General features: G+C 58.9%; 11 protein-coding genes and 2 pseudogenes. 9 read left to right on the top strand and 4 right to left on the bottom strand.

Features of this window, described 5'->3' with window-relative positions; all coding sequences use genetic code 11:
* Positions 1-222: 222 nt before the first annotated feature.
* Complete coding sequence (locus ACYZTZ_RS30300; RefSeq protein WP_371925560.1) at positions 223-1095, bottom strand: methyl-accepting chemotaxis protein; 873 nt, start codon at positions 1093-1095, stop codon at positions 223-225.
* A pseudogene (locus tag ACYZTZ_RS30305) lies at positions 1078-1848 on the bottom strand (MCP four helix bundle domain-containing protein); the annotation flags it as partial. The gene ACYZTZ_RS30300 and the pseudogene ACYZTZ_RS30305, both read right to left, overlap by 18 nt.
* A 275-nt stretch (positions 1849-2123) precedes the next feature.
* On the opposite strand from ACYZTZ_RS30305, the gene ACYZTZ_RS30310 reads away from it, so the two are divergent.
* From ACYZTZ_RS30310 to ACYZTZ_RS30325, 4 genes and pseudogenes are all read left to right on the top strand, one after another.
* Entirely contained in the window at positions 2124-2354 is a 231-nt protein-coding gene (locus tag ACYZTZ_RS30310) for a hypothetical protein (RefSeq protein ID WP_008149645.1), read from the top strand.
* On the top strand, positions 2351-2653 hold the full coding sequence (locus ACYZTZ_RS30315) for a cell division protein ZapA (RefSeq protein ID WP_008149648.1): 303 nt from the start codon (positions 2351-2353) through the stop codon (positions 2651-2653). The genes ACYZTZ_RS30310 and ACYZTZ_RS30315 overlap by 4 nt, the downstream gene beginning before the upstream one ends.
* 145 nt (positions 2654-2798) lie before the next feature.
* A pseudogene (locus tag ACYZTZ_RS30320) lies at positions 2799-3821 on the top strand (HAMP domain-containing protein); the annotation flags it as partial.
* A gap of 135 nt (positions 3822-3956) precedes the next feature.
* Complete coding sequence (locus ACYZTZ_RS30325) at positions 3957-4688, top strand: methyl-accepting chemotaxis protein (RefSeq protein WP_462000731.1); 732 nt, start codon at positions 3957-3959, stop codon at positions 4686-4688.
* 114 nt (positions 4689-4802) lie between these two features.
* Here the strand turns inward: ACYZTZ_RS30325 and ACYZTZ_RS30330 are convergent, their stop codons facing one another.
* Complete coding sequence (locus ACYZTZ_RS30330) at positions 4803-6605, bottom strand: acyl-CoA dehydrogenase (protein WP_462000553.1); 1803 nt, start codon at positions 6603-6605, stop codon at positions 4803-4805.
* A gap of 261 nt (positions 6606-6866) precedes the next feature.
* On the bottom strand, positions 6867-10820 hold the full coding sequence (putA, locus tag ACYZTZ_RS30335) for a trifunctional transcriptional regulator/proline dehydrogenase/L-glutamate gamma-semialdehyde dehydrogenase (RefSeq protein WP_462000554.1): 3954 nt from the start codon (positions 10818-10820) through the stop codon (positions 6867-6869).
* 464 nt (positions 10821-11284) lie between these two features.
* Here putA and putP point away from each other — a divergent pair, with 464 nt between their 5' ends.
* The 5 genes from putP (at position 11285) to ACYZTZ_RS30360 (ending at position 20840) form a co-directional block, all read left to right on the top strand.
* A complete protein-coding gene (gene putP, locus ACYZTZ_RS30340) occupies positions 11285-12769 on the top strand; it encodes a sodium/proline symporter PutP (RefSeq protein ID WP_074873014.1) in 1485 nt (494 codons plus the stop codon).
* Positions 12770-13147: 378 nt separating this feature from the next.
* Complete coding sequence (locus ACYZTZ_RS30345) at positions 13148-15166, top strand: type VI secretion system Vgr family protein (protein WP_462000555.1); 2019 nt, start codon at positions 13148-13150, stop codon at positions 15164-15166.
* On the top strand, positions 15156-15893 hold the full coding sequence (locus ACYZTZ_RS30350) for a DUF4123 domain-containing protein (protein WP_462000556.1): 738 nt from the start codon (positions 15156-15158) through the stop codon (positions 15891-15893). The genes ACYZTZ_RS30345 and ACYZTZ_RS30350 overlap by 11 nt, the downstream gene beginning before the upstream one ends.
* Positions 15893-20554, top strand: a complete 4662-nt coding sequence (locus ACYZTZ_RS30355; RefSeq protein ID WP_462000557.1) for an RHS repeat-associated core domain-containing protein — start codon at positions 15893-15895, stop codon at positions 20552-20554. Before ACYZTZ_RS30350 ends, ACYZTZ_RS30355 begins: the two co-directional genes overlap by 1 nt.
* Entirely contained in the window at positions 20544-20840 is a 297-nt protein-coding gene (locus ACYZTZ_RS30360) for a contact-dependent growth inhibition system immunity protein (protein WP_462000558.1), read from the top strand. The genes ACYZTZ_RS30355 and ACYZTZ_RS30360 overlap by 11 nt, the downstream gene beginning before the upstream one ends.
* Positions 20841-21058 lie beyond the last annotated feature (218 nt).

Raw genomic sequence — 21058 nt, forward strand, 5'->3', positions numbered from 1 at the left:
TTTTTGTTCGGCTTGCGACCAGCCCCTCACCCTAACCCTCCCGAAACGTCGGACCGCCCCAAAGGGGCGAGGGGACTGACCGAAGTGTTTGTGCGAAATATTGCGACCTGAGGTATCGAGTCGAACTCAGGTTCTGAACAGCATGAAGATCTGCTCCCTTTCCCCCTCTCCCCCGTGGGGAGAGGGCTGGGGTGAGGGGTGGCTCTTGAGACCATTGCAAATCTACAGGCTAAACCGCCCAACCATGTTGTTCAGGTCCAGCGCCAACCGTGACAGTTCATTGCTCGCGGCACTCGTCTGATTCGCCCCGGTCGCCGACTGCACCGACAGATCACGGATGTTCACCAGGTTGCGATCCACTTCACGGGCCACCTGTGCCTGCTCTTCGGCAGCGCTGGCGATTACCAGGTTGCGTTCGTTGATTTCGACGATGGCGCTATTAATAGTGTCCAGCGACATGCCAGCACCACGAGCGATGTTCAACGTCGACTCAGCGCGCTCGGTGCTGTTGCGCATCGAATCCACCGCGTGTTCGGTTCCGCTCTGGATGCTGCCGATCATGCGTTCGATTTCGCTGGTCGACTGCTGGGTGCGATGCGCGAGGGCACGGACCTCATCCGCTACTACGGCAAAACCACGACCGGCCTCACCGGCACGGGCCGCTTCGATGGCCGCGTTCAATGCCAGCAAGTTGGTCTGGTCAGCCAGGCCGCGAATCACGTCCAGCACTTTGCCAATGTCACGGGACTCGTTGGCCAGGTCGCCGATCAGGGTCGCGGTGCTCTGCACATCGGCGCTCATGCGTTCGATGGCGCTGACGGTTTCCTGCACCAGGTCACGGCCATCACCGGCGGAGGTGGTGGCGTTTTTCGAGGCTTCGGACGTGCTGACGGCATTGCGCGCGACTTCTTCCACGGCGCTGGTCATTTCGTTGACCGCGGTGGCGGCCTGTTCGATTTCGTTGTTTTGCTGGGTCAGGCCGCGGGCGCTTTCGTCGGTGACACTGTTGAGCTCTTCAGCGGCGGACGCCAGTTGCGTGGCGGACCCGGAAATCCGTTGCAGAGTGTCGCGCAGCTTGTCCTGCATTTTCGACATGGCCAGCAGCAAGCGGCCGGCTTCGTCCTCACCGTCAACTTTGATCGGGCGAGTCAGGTTGCCTTCAGCTATTTCTTCGGCGGCGCTCAGGGCATTGGCGATCGGCTTGGTGATGCTGTTGGTCAGCAACCAGGCGAACAACAACGTCAGGCCGGTGGCGATCACCAGCAGCGTTACCACCAGATTGAACGCCGAGGCGTACTGGTCGGCAGCTTGCTGATTGGTGTCGACGGTTTGCTGCGTGTTGATCTCCAGCAAACGGTTCAACACGGTGTTCACCGCTTCGGAGTTGGTCAGCAGTTCGGTATTGAGCAAGGTGCGCAGTTCATCGACCTGATTGTTGCGCGACAAAGTCTTCATGCGGTCTTCGATCTGACGGTACTGGCCGAGTAACTGCACGTACTGGTCGTAGGCCGAACGTTCCTGCGGGTTGGTGATCAGTTTTTCGTAAGTCGCCTGAGCGGCACGAATCTGCTGATTGCGGGTTTCCAGCAGTTCCATGGTCTTTTGCTGGACGTCCGGCTCGCGGTTCACCAGCAAACGGTAGGACAGCACCCGTAGGCGCAGGGTGAGTTGCGTGAACTCGTCGAGGCTTTTGATGCTCGGCACGCTGCTCAAGGTGATGTCCTCGGCGGCACCGCGAATCTTGCTCATCTGGTTCAAGGCAAACACACCCAGAATCAGCATCAGGCCGCCAATCAGGGCAAAACCGAGGAACGCCCGTGGCGCGATATTCATATTACGAAGGGACATGGTGTTTACCGAAATGAGCGCATCCGTGCGGCGCTGAGACTGACGTATGGGTGACTTATCGGTCGTACGACTAAAGTCTTGAGGCCCTGCGCGTTTTTGTCGCACAAAGGCTCCGGCGACGAAGTGCAGGAACCAGATCCGCCAATCACAGTCTTTAAAGTTCGCGAGGAAGGTCGCCCGCCAGGAAAATCAAGGCCTTGCGCCCCAATAACCCTGGCATCCGTGGTGACTTTTCTTTATCGTACGCGCCCTTTGAAAATGCTTGGAAAATCAAAATGTTGGAAGCATCCCTAAGCCAATTGGAACAGCTGGTCAGCGACCTGGTGCAACAGAACCAGACCCTGCTCGGCACCAACCAAACCCTGAGCGCAGAACTGGCTCAGGCCAAGGATGAAAACGAGAGCCTGCAACTGAGCCTGATGGAACAGGAAGAGAAACAAGGTGCCACCGCCGCACGTATCCAGGCCCTGGTTGAGCGCGTCAGCGCCGGCCCAGTCAGCGCATGAATCACGGCGCCGCAGGGGTAAAAGTCGTCTCGATCCTGGGGGAGGACTATTCGATCAAGGCGCCGGCCGGGGAAGAGCAAACCCTGCTGGACGCCGCGTTAATGCTGAAGGCTGCCCTGGCCGACACCAAACGGAAGTACCCGACGCTGATCGGTGACCGCTTGCTGGTGCTGGCCGCGATGAATCTGTGCTCGCAGCAGATCGAAATGCAGAAACAGCACAAGCAGGAACTCGACCGTTACCAAGAGCAAGTCAGCGCCACGGTTGAAGTGATCTCCAAGACGATCAATCAGGCCTGATCGGCTTTGCGCACAACCAAAGAATAAATTGTCGTTTGCGTTGTATACAATCGGCACGGCTGTTGCAGCGTTTCAGCCTCTTATTCTTTGGGGGTGCTCCATGCAGTTCTGGCGACGCAGTATTCAATGGCAGTTGATCCTGAGCATGGGCACCGCCCTGCTGGTCAGTATTCTGATCGTGGTTGGCATTTATACCCTCGTGGTCAACCGTCTCGCCGAGCGCTATCTGGTCGAACAAGCGCTACCGTCGAGCATCGAAGCGATGCGCAACGACATCGAGCGAATCCTCGTACAACCCCTCACCGCCGCCAAGGACATCGCCAGCAATAGCATGGTGCGCGACTGGCTGGTCGGGGGTGAAAACAGCGCCCAGACCAACGCCTTCGTCACCTATCTGGAAGGCATCCGCGCCGAGCACAAAGCCTTTACCGCGATTATTGTCGGCACCGCGTCCAACCATTACTTCACTGAAAAAGGCCTGGACCGGACCCTCAGTCGCTCCAATCCAAAGGACGCCTGGTTCTATGCTTTCCTCGACAGCAACCAGCCGCGCACCCTCAATATCGACAATGACACCGCCACCGGCGAATTGGCCCTGTTCATCGACTTCAAGGTCGAGCAGGCCGGCAAAGTCGTGGGCGTTGCCGGGCTTGGCCTGAGCATGAAAGAGTTGTCGGAGCTGATCCACAACTTCAACTTTGGTGAGCGCGGCAAGGTCTATCTCGTGCGTTCCGACGGTTTGATCCAGGTTCACCCCGAAGCGCAGTTCAGTGGCAAACGCACGCTGGTCGAACAGATCGGCGCTTCGGCGGCGCAAGCGGTCATGGGGCAAAAAGGTGCTACCAGCAGCTTTGTGCGAGAAGGCGAAGATTTCCTGGCATTGAGCCTGCCGTTGCGGGATTTGGGCTGGACCTTGGTGGCCGAAGTGCCACAGTCGCAGATCTACGCCGAAGCCCGCCGCGCGATGTGGATGAGCAGCGGCATTGGCCTGGCGGTGGCGCTGGTTTGCCTGATGCTGGTGGTGTTGTTGGCCCGTGGGTTGGTGCGGCCGATCCGTCAGGTAACAGCGGCGCTGGTAGCCATCGGTAGCGGTGGTGGAGATTTGACCCACAGGTTAGATTCCAGTCGCGCCGATGAACTGGGCGACCTGGCGCGTGGTTTCAATCGATTCCTTGAAAGTCAGCGCGACATGATCGGCGAAGTGCTGACCACCAGCGAGCGTTTACGCACGGCAGTCGGCCAGGTGGCGCGGGTGGTGGACAACACCGCAGAGCGTTCCGGCCGGCAGCAGGAAATGACCGACATGGTCGCCACCGCCGTCCACGAAATGGGTTTGACCGTGCAGGAAATCGCCCAGAACGCCGGTAACGCTGCGGTGGCTTCACAAACTGCCCGGGATGAAGCGATGCAGGCGCGGGAAGTGGTGGGCGGGTCGATCCGGCATATTGAAAGCATGTCCGATGAGATTGGCCTCGCTGCCAGTGCGGTGGGCGAGTTGGCCCATCAGGTGGCGTCCATCGATCAAGTGCTGGCAGTGATTCGCGGGATTTCCGAGCAGACCAATTTGCTCGCGCTCAACGCGGCCATCGAAGCGGCGCGGGCCGGGGACATGGGGCGTGGGTTTGCGGTCGTGGCGGATGAGGTGCGGACGTTGGCGCGGCGGACGCAGTCGTCGACTGATGAAATTCAGCAGATGATCGGCAGCCTCAAGCAAGGCGCGGAGAACGCGGTGTCGTCGATGCACACTGGGCAAGCGGCGACGGGGACTGGTGTTGAGTCGAGCCAGCGGACCGGGGCGTCATTGACGGCGATTACCGGGCAGGTGGAGCGCATCAGCGACATGAACCATCAGGTGGCGGCGGCGACGGAAGAGCAGTCGGCGGTGACGGAAGAGATTAACCGGAACGTGCAGGGGATTTCTGATCTGGCGCGGGCGACGGCAGGGGAAGTCAGGGCTTGCCGTGAGGATTGTCAGACGTTGCAGCGGTTGGCCGATGATTTGGCGCGGCAGATGGGTAGCTTCAAGCTGAGTTGATGTGTTGTCTGCGCTGACGCCATCGCGAGCAGGCTCGCTCCCACATTGGAATGCAATCACCTGTGGGAGCGAGCCTGCTCGCGAAAGGATTTCAGCAGTTCAGCAACTCTTCAGTTAAAACCACTCATCCCGCATCCCAAGACATACATCATCCCGCGCCTCAAGAATCGCCAGTTCATGGTGGCAACCCGGCACTTCCCATGTCAGAAAATACCGCGCCGCCTGCAGCTTGCCTCTATAGAAGCTCACATCCGCCGCATTCCCTTTGGTCAGCCCTTCCTCCGCGCGAATCGCCTGCTCCAGCCAGCGCCAGCCAATCACCGTGTGCCCGAACACTTTCAGGTACAGCGCCGAGTTCGCCAGGCTGCTATTAACCTTGCCTTGCCCCAAATCCGTCAGCAAACCAATGGTCACGGTTTGCAGGCGCGCCACCAATTTCTCCAACGGCTCACGCAGCGCGGTCAACGATTCATACGCTTGAGCGCGCTCGGCGGTATCGGCAATCAGACGGATCAATTGCTTGAGCCCCGCGCCGCCGTTCTGCGCCAGTTTGCGGCCCAGCAAATCCAGTGACTGAATGCCGTGAGTCCCTTCATGAATCGGGTTCAAACGGTTGTCGCGGTAATACTGCTCCACCGGGTATTCGCGGGTGTAGCCATGGCCGCCGAGAATCTGGATCGCCAGTTCGTTGGCCTTCAGGCAAAACTCCGACGGCCAGGATTTGACGATCGGCGTGAGCAAATCCAGCAGTTCGTGGGCCTGTTTGCGCTCGGCTTCGGTCTCAAGCGTCGTGGTGTCGTCAAACAGTCTCGCCGCGTACAACCCAAGGTCGAACGAGCCTTCGACGTAGGCTTTCTGGGTCAGCAACATGCGTTTGACGTCGGCGTGCTGAATGATCGCCACCGGCGCGGTATTCGGGTCCTTGCTGTCCGGCACGCGACCTTGCGGACGCTCGCGGGCGTATTCCAGGGAATACAGATAGCCGGCGTAACCGAGCATCACCGCGCCCATGCCGACGCCGATCCGCGCCTCGTTCATCATCTGGAACATGTAGCTCAAGCCATGATGAGGCTTGCCCACGAGGTAGCCGACACACTCGCCGTTGTCGCCGAAGTTCAGCGCGGTGGACGTAGTACCGCGCCAGCCCATCTTGTGGAACAGCCCGGCCAGCAACACGTCGTTGCGTTTGCCCAGACTGCCGTCATCGTTGACCAGAAACTTGGGCACTATGAACAGCGAAATTCCTTTCACGCCAGCCGGTGCATCCGGCAACTTGGCCAGCACCATGTGCACGATGTTTTCCGACAACGGGTGATCGCCGCCGGAGATGAAAATCTTGTTGCCCTTGAGCCGATAGCTGCCGTCAGGCGCAGGCTCTGCGCGGGTACGAATATCCGACAGCGATGAGCCGGCATGCGGCTCGGTCAGCGCCATGGTGCCGAAGAAGCGACCGTCGATCATCGGTTGCAGGAAGCGCTGTTTCTGCTCCTCGGTGCCGAAACTTTCGATCAGGTTCGCCGCGCCCATGGTCAGGAACGGATAAGAGGTCGACGCCGCGTTGGCCGACTGAAAATGCGCAAAGCAGGCCTGGGACAACAGCGTAGGAAGTTGCATCCCACCCGCGTCGAAACTGCGTGCGGCGTTGAGGAAACCGGCCTCAAGGAAGGCATCCACCGCCGGTTTCACTTCCGGAATCAGAATCGCCTGACCGTCCTCATAGCGCGGCTCATTCTCGTCGCCCTTGCGATTGTGCGGGGCGAAGTACTTCTCGGCGATGTTGCGAGCGGTGCCGATGGCCGCGTCGAAGGTCTCGCGGTTGTGCTCGGCGAAACGCTCACGCTGGGTCAGGCCCTCGGCATCAAGGACTTCATACAGCTCGAAAGCCAGATTGCGGGAACTGAGCAACGTCTCGGACATGGCGGCCTACCTTTTTTTGGAATGGACCGAGTCTAGGCGTGGGAAGGGCGGGGTGAACAGGATGATTGATGAGCGTGATGGTGGAGCAGCGCAGCGACTTACCAGACACCCCAAAACAACTGTGGGAGCGAGCCTGCTCGCGATAGCGGTGTGTCATCCGACACATGTATTGGATGACACACCGCTATCGCGAGCAGGCTCGCTCCCACAGGGGATATTGCATACCGGGCGTCCATTGCGGGCGCCCGGTCTTGTTGCGGTTTAGCCGATCGTCATCAGGCTGGCATTACCACCCGCCGCAGCAGTGTTAACGCTCAACGCCCGCTCGATCACCAGGCGTTCCAGCGCAATGTTGGTCTCGCCTTGCGACAAGCCATGAACCCCAACGATCGCACCGGCACGCTTGGCCACTTGCTGGCACACCGCACGCAGCTGATCGGAATGGCCGTGATGCAGAACCGCATCAAACAGCACTTCGTCCTTGCTCCAGTCGGAAACCAGCTTGATCTTCGCCTGAATTTCCTTCGGCAAACGTGCGAACAACGCCTTGGTCAATTCAGCTTCCGGCCATACCGCCGAACCGCCGACGGCCAATACCGCCGCCAGTTGCGTCAGCAGATCGCCTTCGACTTCCGCCAGGCACAGCACGTGTTCGCGCGGCAGGATGGCGTAGCTGTTGCGCTCGCCGGTCGGGCCCGCCAGAACACGGGTGATCCCGCTTTGCGATTGCGCCGCGAACTGCACGCACAGGGTGCTCAGGTCGGCAAACTTGTTGCTGTCAGCCCAGGCTTGCAGGGCCTTCAGCGGTTTGCTCATGGCATCACGCAGACGAACGTCCGGTGCAGCGATGGCGTCGCCGCGAGCGAAAGATTGTTCGATTGCATCGGTAGGACGCGTCGACAACAGACGGTACAGGTACAGCGGACCACCGGCTTTCGGGCCAGTACCCGACAGGCCTTCACCGCCGAACGGCTGCACGCCGACTACAGCACCCACAATGTTGCGGTTCACGTAGACGTTGCCGGCATTGACGTTGTCGATCACCTTGGCGATGGTCTCGTCGATGCGAGTGTGCACGCCCAAGGTCAGGCCGTAGCCGGACGCGTTGATCTGACCGATCAATTGATCGATGTCTTTGCGCTTGTAGCGAACCACGTGCAGCACCGGGCCGAAGATCTCCCGTTGCAGCTCGTCGAAGCTTTCCAGTTCGATCAGCGTCGGCATCACGAAGGTGCCGCGTTTGACTTCTTCGGTGTTGGCGATTGCCACCTGGTACACGCTGCGACCTTTGTCACGCATGCCCTGGATGTGCTTCTCGATGCCGGCCTTGGCTTCGGCGTCGATCACCGGGCCGATGTCTACGGACAGGCGTTCTGGATTGCCGAGACGGCATTCAGCCATGGCACCTTTAAGCATTTCGATGACACGGTCCGCGGAATCTTCCTGCAGGCACAACACTCGCAGTGCCGAGCAACGTTGACCAGCACTGTCGAAGGCCGACGATACGACGTCGATCACGACTTGTTCAGTCAATGCGGAGGAGTCGACGATCATCGCGTTCTGGCCGCCAGTTTCAGCGATCAGCGGAATCGGGCGACCTTGAGCATCCAGACGACCCGCAACATTGCGTTGCAGCAAACGAGCGACTTCAGTGGAACCGGTGAACATCACGCCTTTGACCCGATCGTCACCGACCAGACGAGCGCCAACGGTTTCGCCACGGCCCGGCAGCAATTGCAGCACGCCTTCCGGAATCCCGGCTTCGAGCAGCAAGCGCACGGCTTGAGCCGCCACCAGCGGGGTTTGTTCCGCAGGCTTGGCCAGTACCGGGTTACCGGCGGCCAGTGCAGCAGCGACTTGACCACTGAAAATGGCCAGCGGGAAGTTCCACGGGCTGATGCAGACCACCGGACCCAATGGGCGGTGGGCGTCGTTGGTGAAATCGTTGCGCGCCTGCACCGCGTAATAACGCAGGAAGTCCACGGCTTCGCGTACTTCGGCGATGGCGTTGGCGAAGGTCTTGCCGGCTTCGCGAGCCAGCAGGCCCATCAGCGGCTGGATCTCGCCTTCCATCAAATCAGCGGCACGTTCCAGAATCGCGGCACGTTCGGCGGGCGGGGTGGCCTGCCAGATCGGCGCAGCGTTCAGGGCGCACTGGATCGCGTTGTCGACGTCTTCGACGGTCGCTTCCTGTACGTGGCCGACCACGTCACGCAGATCGGACGGGTTCAGAACCGGTGCAGGGGTTTCAGTGCTGGAGGCGCAACCGAGCATCGGCGCGGCTTTCCAGTTGTTATGAGCGGTTGCCAGCAAAGCACAGGACAGCGAAGCCAGACGATGTTCGTTGGCCATGTCGATGCCGCTGGAGTTGGCGCGCTCGGCACCATAAAGATCACGCGGCAGCGGAATACGCGGGTGCGGCAGGCCGAAGCCGCCTTCCAGCGTCGCCATCCGCTCGATGCTGGCCACTGGATCGGCCACCAGTGCCTGAATCGAGATGGACTGATCGGCGATCTGATTGACGAAGGAGGTGTTCGCACCGTTTTCCAGCAGACGACGCACCAGGTACGCCAGCAGTGTTTCGTGTGTACCGACCGGTGCGTACACGCGGCACGGACGGTTCAGTTTGCCTTCGGAAACTTTGCCTACAACCTGTTCGTACAGCGGTTCGCCCATGCCGTGCAGGCACTGGAACTCGTACTGGCCGGGGTAATAGTTCTGACCGGCGATGTGGTAGATGGCCGACAAGGTGTGGGCGTTGTGCGTGGCGAACTGCGGGTAGATGACTTCTGGTACCGACAGCAGTTTGCGGGCGCAGGCGATGTAGGAAACGTCGGTGTACACCTTGCGGGTGTAGACCGGATAGCCTTCCAGACCTTCGACCTGGGCGCGCTTGATTTCGCTGTCCCAGTACGCGCCTTTCACTAGACGAATCATCAGGCGATGACGGCTGCGGCGAGCCAGGTCAATCACGTAGTCGATCACATACGGGCAACGCTTTTGATAAGCCTGGATCACGAAACCGATGCCGTTCCAGCCGGTCAGTTGCGGCTCGAAGCACAGGCGCTCCAGCAGATCCAGCGACAGCTCGAGGCGGTCGGCTTCTTCGGCGTCGATGTTCAGGCCGATGTCGTATTGCTTGGCCAGCAAGGTCAGCGACAGCAGGCGCGGGTACAGCTCGTCCATCACGCGCTCGTACTGTGCACGGCTGTAACGCGGGTGCAGTGCCGACAGCTTGATGGAAATGCCCGGGCCTTCATAAATCCCACGACCGTGGGACGCTTTGCCGATCGAGTGGATGGCTTGTTCGTACGAGGCCAGGTACTTCTGGGCGTCGTGCTCGGTGAGTGCGGCTTCACCCAGCATGTCGTAGGAATAGCGGAAGCCTTTGGCTTCGAACTTGCTGGCGTTGGCCAGGGCCTCGGCGATGGTTTCGCCGGTCACGAACTGCTCGCCCATCAGGCGCATAGCCATGTCGACGCCCTTGCGGATCATCGGCTCGCCGCTCTTGCCAATGATGCGGCTCAAGGACGACGTCAGGCCGGCTTCGTTGTGGGTGGCGACCAGTTTGCCGGTCAGCAGCAAGCCCCACGTGGCGGCGTTGACGAACAACGACGGGCTGTTGCCCAGGTGCGGGTGCCAGTTGCCGGTGCTGATTTTGTCGCGAATCAGTGCGTCACGCGTGCCTTTGTCCGGTATGCGCAGCAGCGCTTCGGCCAGGCACATCAGCGCCACGCCTTCCTGGGACGACAGGGAAAATTCCTGCAACAGGCCCTGAACAATCCCGGCACGGCCGCCGGCGCTCTTCTGATTGCGCAGTTTTTCGGCAATCGAAGAGGCGAGCTTGTTGGTGGCTTCAGCCATCGCAGCGGGCAGGCGAGCCTGCTCGATCAACATCGGCACCACTTCCGGCTCAGGGCGACGGTAAGCGGCGGTGATCGACGCGCGCAGCACCGATTGCGGCAGGATGCTTTCTGCGAACTCCAGGAAGCACTGGTGCGCGTGGTCACCGTGGACCTCGCCGGCGTCGTCAGCGTCTTTGCTGATCAAACCGCTCAGCTCGGTCAGGGTTGCACCACCCTCGAGTTTTTCCAGGTAATTGAAAATTGCCTGCTTGATCAGCCAGTGCGGCGTGCGATCAATCGAGGTCGCGGCAGCCTTGAGGCGCTCGCGGGTCGGGTCGTCAAGTTTGACCCCAAGGGTGGTGGTCGCCATATTTTTATCCTCATGTTTGCCACGACCGCGTGGCATCAGCTGGCGGCAAGATTAGCCGTGCAACCGTCGAGGTGCAACCGGGTGCAACCCTTTTTTTATCGGAATAATACGCAGCTCGTCAGGAAATAAATTCCGGTACGAACGTACCGCCCCTGCTTGGTGCTTTTGCTTCTAGTAAACCGAGAGGACTGCGCTAAAAGGGAGCAAAAACGGGGCTTTTTCAGGTAAATCCGCCTAGGTGCAACTTATTCTCGCGAAACTGGTTGCACCTTATTTGCTTTGTTGAATAGCATTCGCGCCCAAGGTGCAACCGGTCAAAAAAGACAGGTGCACCGGCTGATGGCTTTCCTGGGGAAACATCAGTCATAAATGCGCGGGCCCCGAAATCGTCTGAACAAACGTTGTCGTTTGTCGGTGGTTTCACACTCTGCCGCTACATAAAAACAAAGCCAGGGCATCACTTAATGAGCGTAAGCAATCCAACACTGATCACGTTCGTGATCTACATCGCAGCAATGGTGCTGATCGGCTTCATGGCCTATCGCTCCACCAACAACCTTTCTGACTACATTCTGGGCGGTCGCAGCCTGGGCAGCGTCGTGACTGCATTGTCCGCCGGCGCCTCCGACATGAGCGGCTGGTTGTTGATGGGCCTGCCGGGCGCTATCTACATGTCCGGTCTTTCCGAAAGCTGGATCGCCATCGGTCTGATCATCGGTGCTTACCTCAACTGGCTGTTCGTCGCCGGCCGTCTGCGCGTGCAGACCGAGCACAACGGCGATGCGCTGACCCTGCCGGATTACTTCTCCAGCCGTTTTGAAGATAAAAGCGGCCTGCTGCGGATCATCTCCGCGGTCGTGATCCTGGTGTTCTTCACCATCTACTGCGCTTCCGGCATCGTGGCCGGCGCCCGTCTGTTTGAAAGCACCTTCGGCATGTCCTACGAGACTGCACTGTGGGCTGGCGCTGCGGCGACGATTGCCTACACCTTCGTCGGTGGTTTCCTGGCCGTGAGCTGGACTGACACCGTACAAGCCACCCTGATGATCTTCGCCCTGTTGCTGACGCCGATCATCGTGCTGCTGGCCACTGGCGGCATCGACACCACGTTCCTGGCCATCGAAGCACAAGATCCAAGCAACTTCGACATGCTGAAAAACACCACCTTCATCGGCATCATCTCGTTGATGGGCTGGGGCCTGGGCTACTTCGGCCAGCCGCACATCCTGGCGCGCTTCATGGCGGCGGATTCGGTCAAGTCGATCGCTAACGCTCGCCGTATCTCCATGACCTGGATGATCCTGTGCCTGGGCGGCACCGTCGCTGTCGGTTTCTTCGGTATTGCCTACTTCTCGGCAAACCCTGCTGTAGCAATGCCAGTGAGCGAAAACCACGAACGTGTGTTCATCGAACTGGCCAAGATCCTGTTCAACCCGTGGGTTGCCGGTGTACTGCTGTCGGCCATTCTGGCTGCTGTCATGAGCACCCTGAGCTGCCAATTGCTGGTGTGCTCGAGCGCCCTGACCGAAGACTTCTACAAAACCTTCCTGCGTAAAACCGCCTCCCAGGTAGAGTTGGTCTGGGTCGGCCGTGCCATGGTTTTGCTGGTTGCCCTGATTGCTATCGCATTGGCCGCTAACCCGGAAAACCGCGTATTGGGTCTGGTCAGCTACGCCTGGGCCGGTTTCGGCGCTGCGTTCGGTCCGGTTGTCCTGATCTCCGTGATATGGAAAGACATGACCCGCAACGGCGCACTGGCCGGCATCCTGGTCGGCGCGATCACCGTGATCGTCTGGAAACACTTCGAACTGCTGGGCCTGTACGAAATCATCCCTGGTTTCATCTTCGCCAGCCTGGCGATCTACATTGTCAGCAAGCTGGGCGAGCCTACTAAAGGCATGCTTCAGCGCTTCGCCGCTGCCGAGGCAGATTTCCGCCTGAACAAGTGATCGGGATGAGCTGATGCTCTGACCTTTCGGCTACAACAAAACGGCCCGCTTCCTACTGGATGCGGGCCGTTTTTTTGTCCGCGCAAATTTTGAATCCCTGTACATACCCCTGTGGGAGTGAGCCTGCTCGCGATAGCGTCGGGTCAGTCGACATTAATGTTGAATGATTAACCGCTATCGTCGGAACGCCGCCCGGAGCCGGCTCACTCCTACAGGGGAGGGTGGTGGTCTTGAAGGGAATGTCTGTAGCCAAACACACCGATTGTTGAAGGAGAAATCTCTAAAAAAGCAGGACAAATCTGATTTCCCTGTCCCTCCATCAACACCCCTTGTCGCTCATGCAGAATCGCCCGCCTTCATTCTGCAGAGACACATCGGATGTTCGCTCCTGCCAATCAACCGCGTTTCACGTTGACGATCGACGGTGTCCAGAATGAGCTCAAGGTGCTTGAGTTCACGGGCACGGAAGCCATCAGCCAACCCTACCGTTTTGACCTGGAACTGGTCAGCGAACGGCCCGACATAGAGCTTGAAAGCCTGCTGCATCGTCATGCATTTCTGAGTTTTGATGCGCAAGGGGCCGGCATTCATGGTCAGATATTTCGCGTCGGCCAAAGCGATTCCGGACAACGTCTGACGGGCTACCAAATCAGCCTCGTACCGCGACTGGCCTACCTCGGTCGGCGCATCAATCAGCGGATTTTCCAGCACAAAAACGTACCGGCGATCATCACGCAGGTCCTCAAGGACCACGGCATCCAGCGCGATGCCTTCGAGTTTCGTCTCGGCAGCGACTACGCCGATCGCGAGTACTGCGTGCAATACGCCGAAAGCGATCTGGCGTTCATCCAACGCCTGTGTGCCGAAATCGGCATTCACTACCACTTTCAGCACAGCCTCGACGGGCACCTGTTGGTGTTTGGTGATGACCAGACGGTTTTCCCTCGTCTGCCCGAGCCGACGCTCTACCTGCCGGGCAGCGGAATGGCGGCGGATGCGCCGGCCATCAAGCGTTTCAACGTGCGACTGGAAACCCGGACGACAGCGGTAACACGTCGCGACTACGACTTCCAGAAACCTCGCCTGCAACTTGAAAGCCGCCTCGACAGCGAGCTGCGACCGGTACTCGAGGATTACCACTTCCCCGGCCAATTCACCGACCGCGAACACGGCAAACATCTGGCCCAACGAGCACTCGAACGCCACAACGCCGACTTCCGTCAGGCCGAAGGTCGTGGCGACGAATCGGCGTTGGTCAGCGGGCACTTCCTACACCTGGCCGAACACCCGCGTCAGGCATGGAATGACCTGTGGTTGATCACCGAAATTGAACACCGTGGCCGCCAGCCGCAAGTGCTGGAAGAGTCGGTTACCAGCGACGGCCCGGATGATTTTCAGGGCTATCGCAATACCTTTCTGGCGACACCGTGGGACGTTTCGTTTCGCCCTCCACTCGGGCCGGAAAAACCACGCATGCTCGGCTATCAACCCGCCGTGGTCACCGGCCCCACCGACAGTGAAATCCATTGCGACGAGTTCGGTCGGGTCAAGGTTCAGCTGGCTTGGGACCGCGACGGTCAACTCGATGAACACTCCAGCTGCTGGCTGCGCGTCGCCACCGGCTGGGCCCACGACCGTTATGGCAGTGTGATGATCCCGCGAGTCGGCATGGAAGTGCTGGTGGGATTCGTCGACGCCGATGCCGACAAACCGCTGGTGATGGGTTGCCTGCCAAACGCCGCAACTCCGATGCCGCTCGATCTACCCGCCGACAAAACCCGCAGCATTTTCCGCAGCCAGAGCAGTCCCGGTGGCGGCGGTTACAACGAATTGCGCATTGAGGATCGCAAAGGCGCCGAGGAAATCTACCTGCGTGCCCAGCGAAACTGGACCCAGCACGTGCTGAACGATCAACAGGTGCAGGTCGATAACCAACGCAGCATCGTCGTCACGGGCACCGCTCGCCATGAGCTGAAGGCCGACGAGCAACGCATCACCCATGGCCAGCGCCAGACCGAAGTGAAACTGGATGATCACCTGGTGGTGATCGGTGATCGATACATTCGCGTGACCAGTCAGGCGCTGAATGCCAGTCAGCAATTCCATGTCAGCGCCGGTCAGCAAGTGGTGATCGACGGCGGGGCCAGCGCGACGATTCAGGCGGGCGGGCAGTGGATCAACATCGGTCCCGGCGGGATCTTCAGCAGCGTGCCAATCCAGGTCGGTGGTGCGTTGATGCCGGCCATGGCTGCATCGCCAGCCTTGCCGGATACGCCGTTGCAACTCGTCGCCGTCCCGGCAGCGCTGCTGAGTGCCGCACAGATTCTGAGCCTGAAAAGCGACGCGCCGTTCTGTGAGGAATGTGAGCGCTGCAAGGACGGTGTCTGTGCAGCCTGATCGCATGTCACCTCGTGACTGGCTGGAGCGCCAGCCGCTTAAACCCTCGGAACAGTTGTTCGCCATTTTCAGCAATGCGAGTGCCGCTGAACCGTTCAAAGCCTGGCAGCAGTCGGTCACTGCTCAAGCACCCAGTTCGATCTGGGCCGACACCGTTTACGCCGAGTGGGAGCCGGTGATGCCTTATGTGGGAATCATCGCTGCGGACGGTGAGTTTTTGGAGTGGGTTGCCACAACCGAGTCTCGTGATTGGGGTTGGTTGGCGGTTTCTACTGCTTCTCAAGAGGTGCTGGTCGAGCATCTTCGCAGCCTCACTCAAGTCCTTTTGCCCAACGGCAACGCAGTGTTTTTTCGCTTTTGGGATGGGCGCTATTTGCTGTCGATCCTTCAGTCTGCCGAGGTTAACGCTACGCAGCTAATGCCCGTGATCGGGCGCTGTTTGATCAATGGCCAATCACTCGAAATCGGTGGTCAAGCGCTGAACAGTTCCCGGGTTTTTCCGTGGTGGGAAGTTTCCGAACCACTGCTCAAACACCTCGGTACCGAGTTCGCAACAACTCGAATAAGCAACTTGCTGAAGTGGTTGAGCGAGGAACGCCCTGACCTTTACGAGGCGTTTTCCGAAAGCGTTTTGCGCCACAAGGTCGCGATCTTTCTTGAGGCACCGGACCTGCCACAAGCACCCAAAACAGCCTTGGCGAACTACCTGATGGCGGAGCTGAACTGATGGATCAGATCGTACTCATCGAGCAGGAGCTCGACAGTTTCCCGAACACCCTTTCCCTCTACCGTGAACAGCTTAAGCATTGGTTGAGCCGGGCGGCAGACAAGGCCAGTCACGCGACTGATATGCCTTCGCTAATGGGGATGGAACGGATCATTCGGTTCGGCAATGCCAGCACCACTGTGAGCAGTGGCGATGACGATTTTCTCTCTACCGTCGTGCAGTGCCCGAAGGGTGGGATGCTGGAAATCGAGAGCAAGTTCGAATCGGTTTATGACGTTCCCGTTGGGAATATCCAGGTTGATGTGATTGCCATCGACGGCGGTAAAACAACGTCTGTCACGCTTGATGAAAATGGCAAAGGGACGTTCAAGGGAGACGAGGGCAAGTTCTACCGCATTCACGTCCAAAGCGAAGTCACACCGCAGCAAGTTGATGATCTTTTCTCTTCCTACGATGGCCTGACCCAAGAGTTGGAAGGGTGGCTGCGCAAAGAATGGGAAGGCTTTAAACCGCAATGGTCACAGTCGACTTTTGCGGCCGCCGGCAACGGAATGCAGGCGGGAAGTTGGGCAGCAGTCATGGGTGTTTGGGATGGCCTGAACCTAGTCTTTGAAATCCTTAAAAATCCTGGTGCCCACCTTGAGCGGCTCGGCAGCAGTGCGCAGCAACTTATCGATCTGGCGGAGCAATCACCCGCCGCGATGGAAAAAGCCATGTTGCTGGCCAGCGATGAAGCGGCGCTTTGCCTGCTGTTTCGTGCCGCGACTCTTTGGTTTTCGGCGTTACCGTCTAGCGAAATTGCGGGTACCACAGCAGAGGCGGCCAGCCATGCCATTGTCGCGGTACTGATCGATATTCTGATTGCTTCGGCGCTGGCTCTCACGGGTGTCGGCATGCCCGCCGCCGTAGCCTATTTGAAGCTTCGTGGAATCAAGTACGGAAAGGTGCTCGCCGGTCTGGCTACGCGCTTCGTCGAGGCTGTTTTCAATATCCTCAACACCTTCATGAAGTACGTCGACCAATACAAATCGGTCGCCGCGCGCGGTGTGGCTGCGGGTCTAAAAAAAGGTCGGATGCAACTACGTTGGGACGCCAAGCGCAATACCACGCTCAAGCAAAACGAACACCACGACAACGTCCCGGATCAGGCGAAAAACCCCAACGGCGATAGCGCCGATTCCGTTGATAAAACCGCCACCAACAAATGCCCGGTATCGATGGTCACTGGCGAAGAACTGCTGACCCTCACCGACGGTTCGCTGGATGGCATCCTGCCGTTCGACTTCACCCGGCTCTATCGCACCAGCGCCGCCGAGATCGATATCGGCCTCGGTTTCGGCTGGAGTCACAGCCTCGCCCATCGACTGGAAATCGATGGCGAGACCGTCATCTGGATCGACCACGAAAACCGTCGTACGACCTTTCCGCTGCCAAACAGTGAACGCCCGGCGATCCACAACAGCCTCTCGCGGGCAGCGATTTATCTGGGCGGTGAACCCGAAGAACTGATCCTCGCCCAGGCTGGCGAGGACGCACGGTTCTATCACTTTCATAACGGTCGGTTGGCGACCATCAGCGACGGTTACGACAACCGCCTGCGCATCACCCGCGACCGACAAGACCGCATCAAACGCCTCGACAATGGCGCTGGTCGTGCCTTGCGATTGCGCTATGACCGCAGCCATTTGGTCGCCGTCGACTATCAGGTTTTTGTCCCGGCCCAGACCCTCGACGAGGCCTGGCACACCGAGCTGACACTGGTCAGTTACAGCTACGACGAACGCGATCAGCTGATCGAAGCGACCAATGCCGCCGGCGAAAGCGAGCGTTACGACTACGACGATCAGCACGTCATCCTGCAGCGGCAGTTGGCCGGTGGGGCGAGTTTCTTCTGGGAGTGGGAAAGGTCCGGCAAGGCGGCCCGCTGCATCCGCCACTGGGCGTCGTTTTCACAGATGGACGCGCGTTACGTCTGGGATGACGAGGGCGGTGTCACCGTCCAGAACATCGATGGCAGCGAAGAAGTTTACGTCCATGACGACCGGGCGCGGCTGGTGCGCAAGGTCGAGCTGGACGGCGGCGAACACCTCAAGGCTTACGACGACAACGGTCGGCTGATGGCCGAGCAGGATCCGCTCGGCGCCGTCACCGAATACCGTTACGACGAGGTCGGACGGCTGATTGCGCTGATTCCGTCGGAAGACGAACCGACGGCCTACGAGTATCGCCACGGTTTCCTGCATGCGCGTTCTCGCGGCAAAGCGGTGTGGAAATATCTGCGCAATGCTCAGGGCGACATCACCGAAGCGACCGACCCTGACGGTCATGTCACTCATTATCACTACGACGAAAAAGGTCAGCTGCTGTCGATCCGTTACCCGGACACCAGCCGGCATGTCTTCGTCTGGAATGGCTTGGGGCAGTTGGTTGAGGAAACGCTGCCGGATGGTGGTATGCGGCGGTTTTCCTACGATGCGTTGGGGCGGCAGATTACCCGTCAGGACGAACACGGTGCCGTCACGAAGTACCAATGGGATGCCATCGGCCGACTGATCCGGACGACGCTTCCCACAGGCGCCAGCCGTGCGTTCAGCTACAACGCCTACGGCAAGATCACCGCCGAACGCGATGAATTGGGCCGCGTCACCCGCTACGAATACATCGACGACCTGCACCTGGTCAGCCGCCGCATCAATGCCGACGGCACCCAGCTGAAGTACCGCTACGACAACGCCCAGCTGTTGCTGACGGAAATCGAAAACGAATCCGGCGAAAAATATCAGCTGGACTACACGCCCAATGGCTTGATCCGACAGGAAACCGGGTTCGACGGCCAGCGCACGGCGTACGCCTACGACCTCAATGGCCAGCTGCTGGAGAAAACCGAGTTCGGTGAGGACGGTTCGCAGCTGGTGACGGCGTATGAGCGGGATTCGGCCGGACGTCTACTGGTCAAAACCCTGCCCGACGGCATCAAGGTTGAATACCGCTACGACAGCCTCGGCCGACTGGTCTGCGTCGACGACGGCCACGATCACCCGCTGGAGTTCGAATACGATCAGCAAGACCGCCTGATCACCGAACACCAAGGCTGGGGCACGCTGCGTTATGGCTATGACGCCAGCGGTCAACTTAATCGCCTGCGCCTGCCGGACGGCAGCAAACTCGATTACCACCACGCCAAGGGCGGCGCGCTGGCGGCCATCGACCTCAACGGCGCGCGACTCACCAGCCACCAATTCGCCTTCGGCCGCGAACAGCAACGCCAGCAGGGGCAACTGCTCAGCGAATATGCCTACGACGATCAGGGCCGATTGAAGGCCCACGCTGTCAGTCAACAGCGCCAAACGCTGTATCGCCGCGACTATGCCTACGGCACCAACGGCAACCTCGACAGCATCGCCGACACCCGTCACGGCCAACGCAATTACCAATACGACCCGCTCAACCGCCTGACCCGCGTCCGCCACACCCGCGACGACCCACCGGAAAGCTTTGCCCACGACCCGGCCGGCAACCTGCTGATGCAGGACCGCCCCGGCGCCGCGAAGGTGCTGGGTAATCGCCTGCTCATGCAAGGCGACCGCCACTACGACTACGACGCCTTCGGCAACCTCATCCGCGAACGCCGCGGCACCGCGCAAAAACTCGTCACCGAATACCGCTACGACTGCCAACACCGCTTGGTCGGCATCACGACCCCGGACGGCCGCAGCGCCAACTACCGCTACGACGCCTTCGGCCGCCGAATCAGCAAAACCGTCGACGGCAACACCACCGAGTTCTTCTGGCAAGGCAACCACCTCATCGCCGAAAGCAGCCGCGAGCATTACCGCAGCTACGTCTACGAACCGGGCAGCTTCCGCCCACTCGCCATGCTCGACGGCAAAGGCCCGCGCAAGGCCTGCCCGTTTTACTACCAACTCGACCACCTGGGTACGCCGCAGGAACTGACCGATTTTGGTGGCGAGATTGTCTGGTCGGCGAAGTACAACGTCTACGGCAAAGTCACTCGCCTCGCGTTCGGTGGGGGAGAGCAGCTCGAACAACCGTTGAGGTTTCAGGGGCAGTACTTCGACGCCGAGAGCGGCCTGCATTACAACCGCCATCGGTACTATGATCCGGAGGTTGGTCGGTACCTGACACCGGATCCGGTCAAGCTAGCGGGCGGGCTGAACCAGTACCAGTACACGCCGAATCCGACGGGGTGGGTTGATCCGTTGGGGTTGGCGTGTCTACCTTGCCCCGGTGATCCTGAAGGACCGTTTAGCGTAATTGTTCCGGGCGGTGGTTTGGCTGCACACGAAGCTCAGGGAGGCCATCTCATTGAGAAACATATTGGTCGGACCGAAGCCCAGTTGCGAGAAAGGCTCGAGGCAGAGCCACATATACCAATCGCATCGACATTTCCTAATCAAACTGTCGCAGAGGCCACAGTTTCAAGCGTCATGGATAGAAATAAAGAACTAATAGATGATTTTATAAGAGGTAATGCGCGCAGACTCGTTATTACACAACCAATGTCGGCGCCGGTAGGTGTTGGAGTTGTTCGACGCAGTGGAGAACTTGAGTCTTTATCTGTTGTAAAGTTAATACTTCAGAGAACTAACGAATCGCCGTCCGGCTACATTATATTTACGGGGTATGCAAGTGATCGATAATTCGTTTTCGCAGCTTTACCAGTTCTTTGGAGCCTATTTTCATGAGGACTGGATGTGTGAATTTCACACGGCGGATGATGTTGTTAGATCTTTCCTGTCTGACTCAACAGCCGAAACAATTTCGGTTTTGAAAAATGAAATTGCTGCTCTGCTCGAGAGGCATATGACCGAGATAGAGTTGCGAGAGTTTCTGCTCAAAAAGATGAGCTGCTGCTACTGCTACTGGCACGAATGGGATTCGGGAGCGGTATGGTTGAGTCACCTAGTTGATATTTTTGATGAGTAAAAAATATCCCAAGGCGCGCGATTTTTTACTGTGTACTTTCATGGAGCAAAGGGGGTGGGCTTATATTTTCCAATTTTCGAGGTTTGTGGCTGTTTGAAGGGGGCTTGAGTAACAAATAAACTCCGTCAATTTATGCTTTGTTATCATCGGTGGTGAACGACAATGGAGTAAGTGAGTTCGTTATTTTGTTGCAACTTTATTGTGTTTCGTTATGGTCG

It is taken from the genome of Pseudomonas sp. LB3P58 (assembly GCF_054897895.1).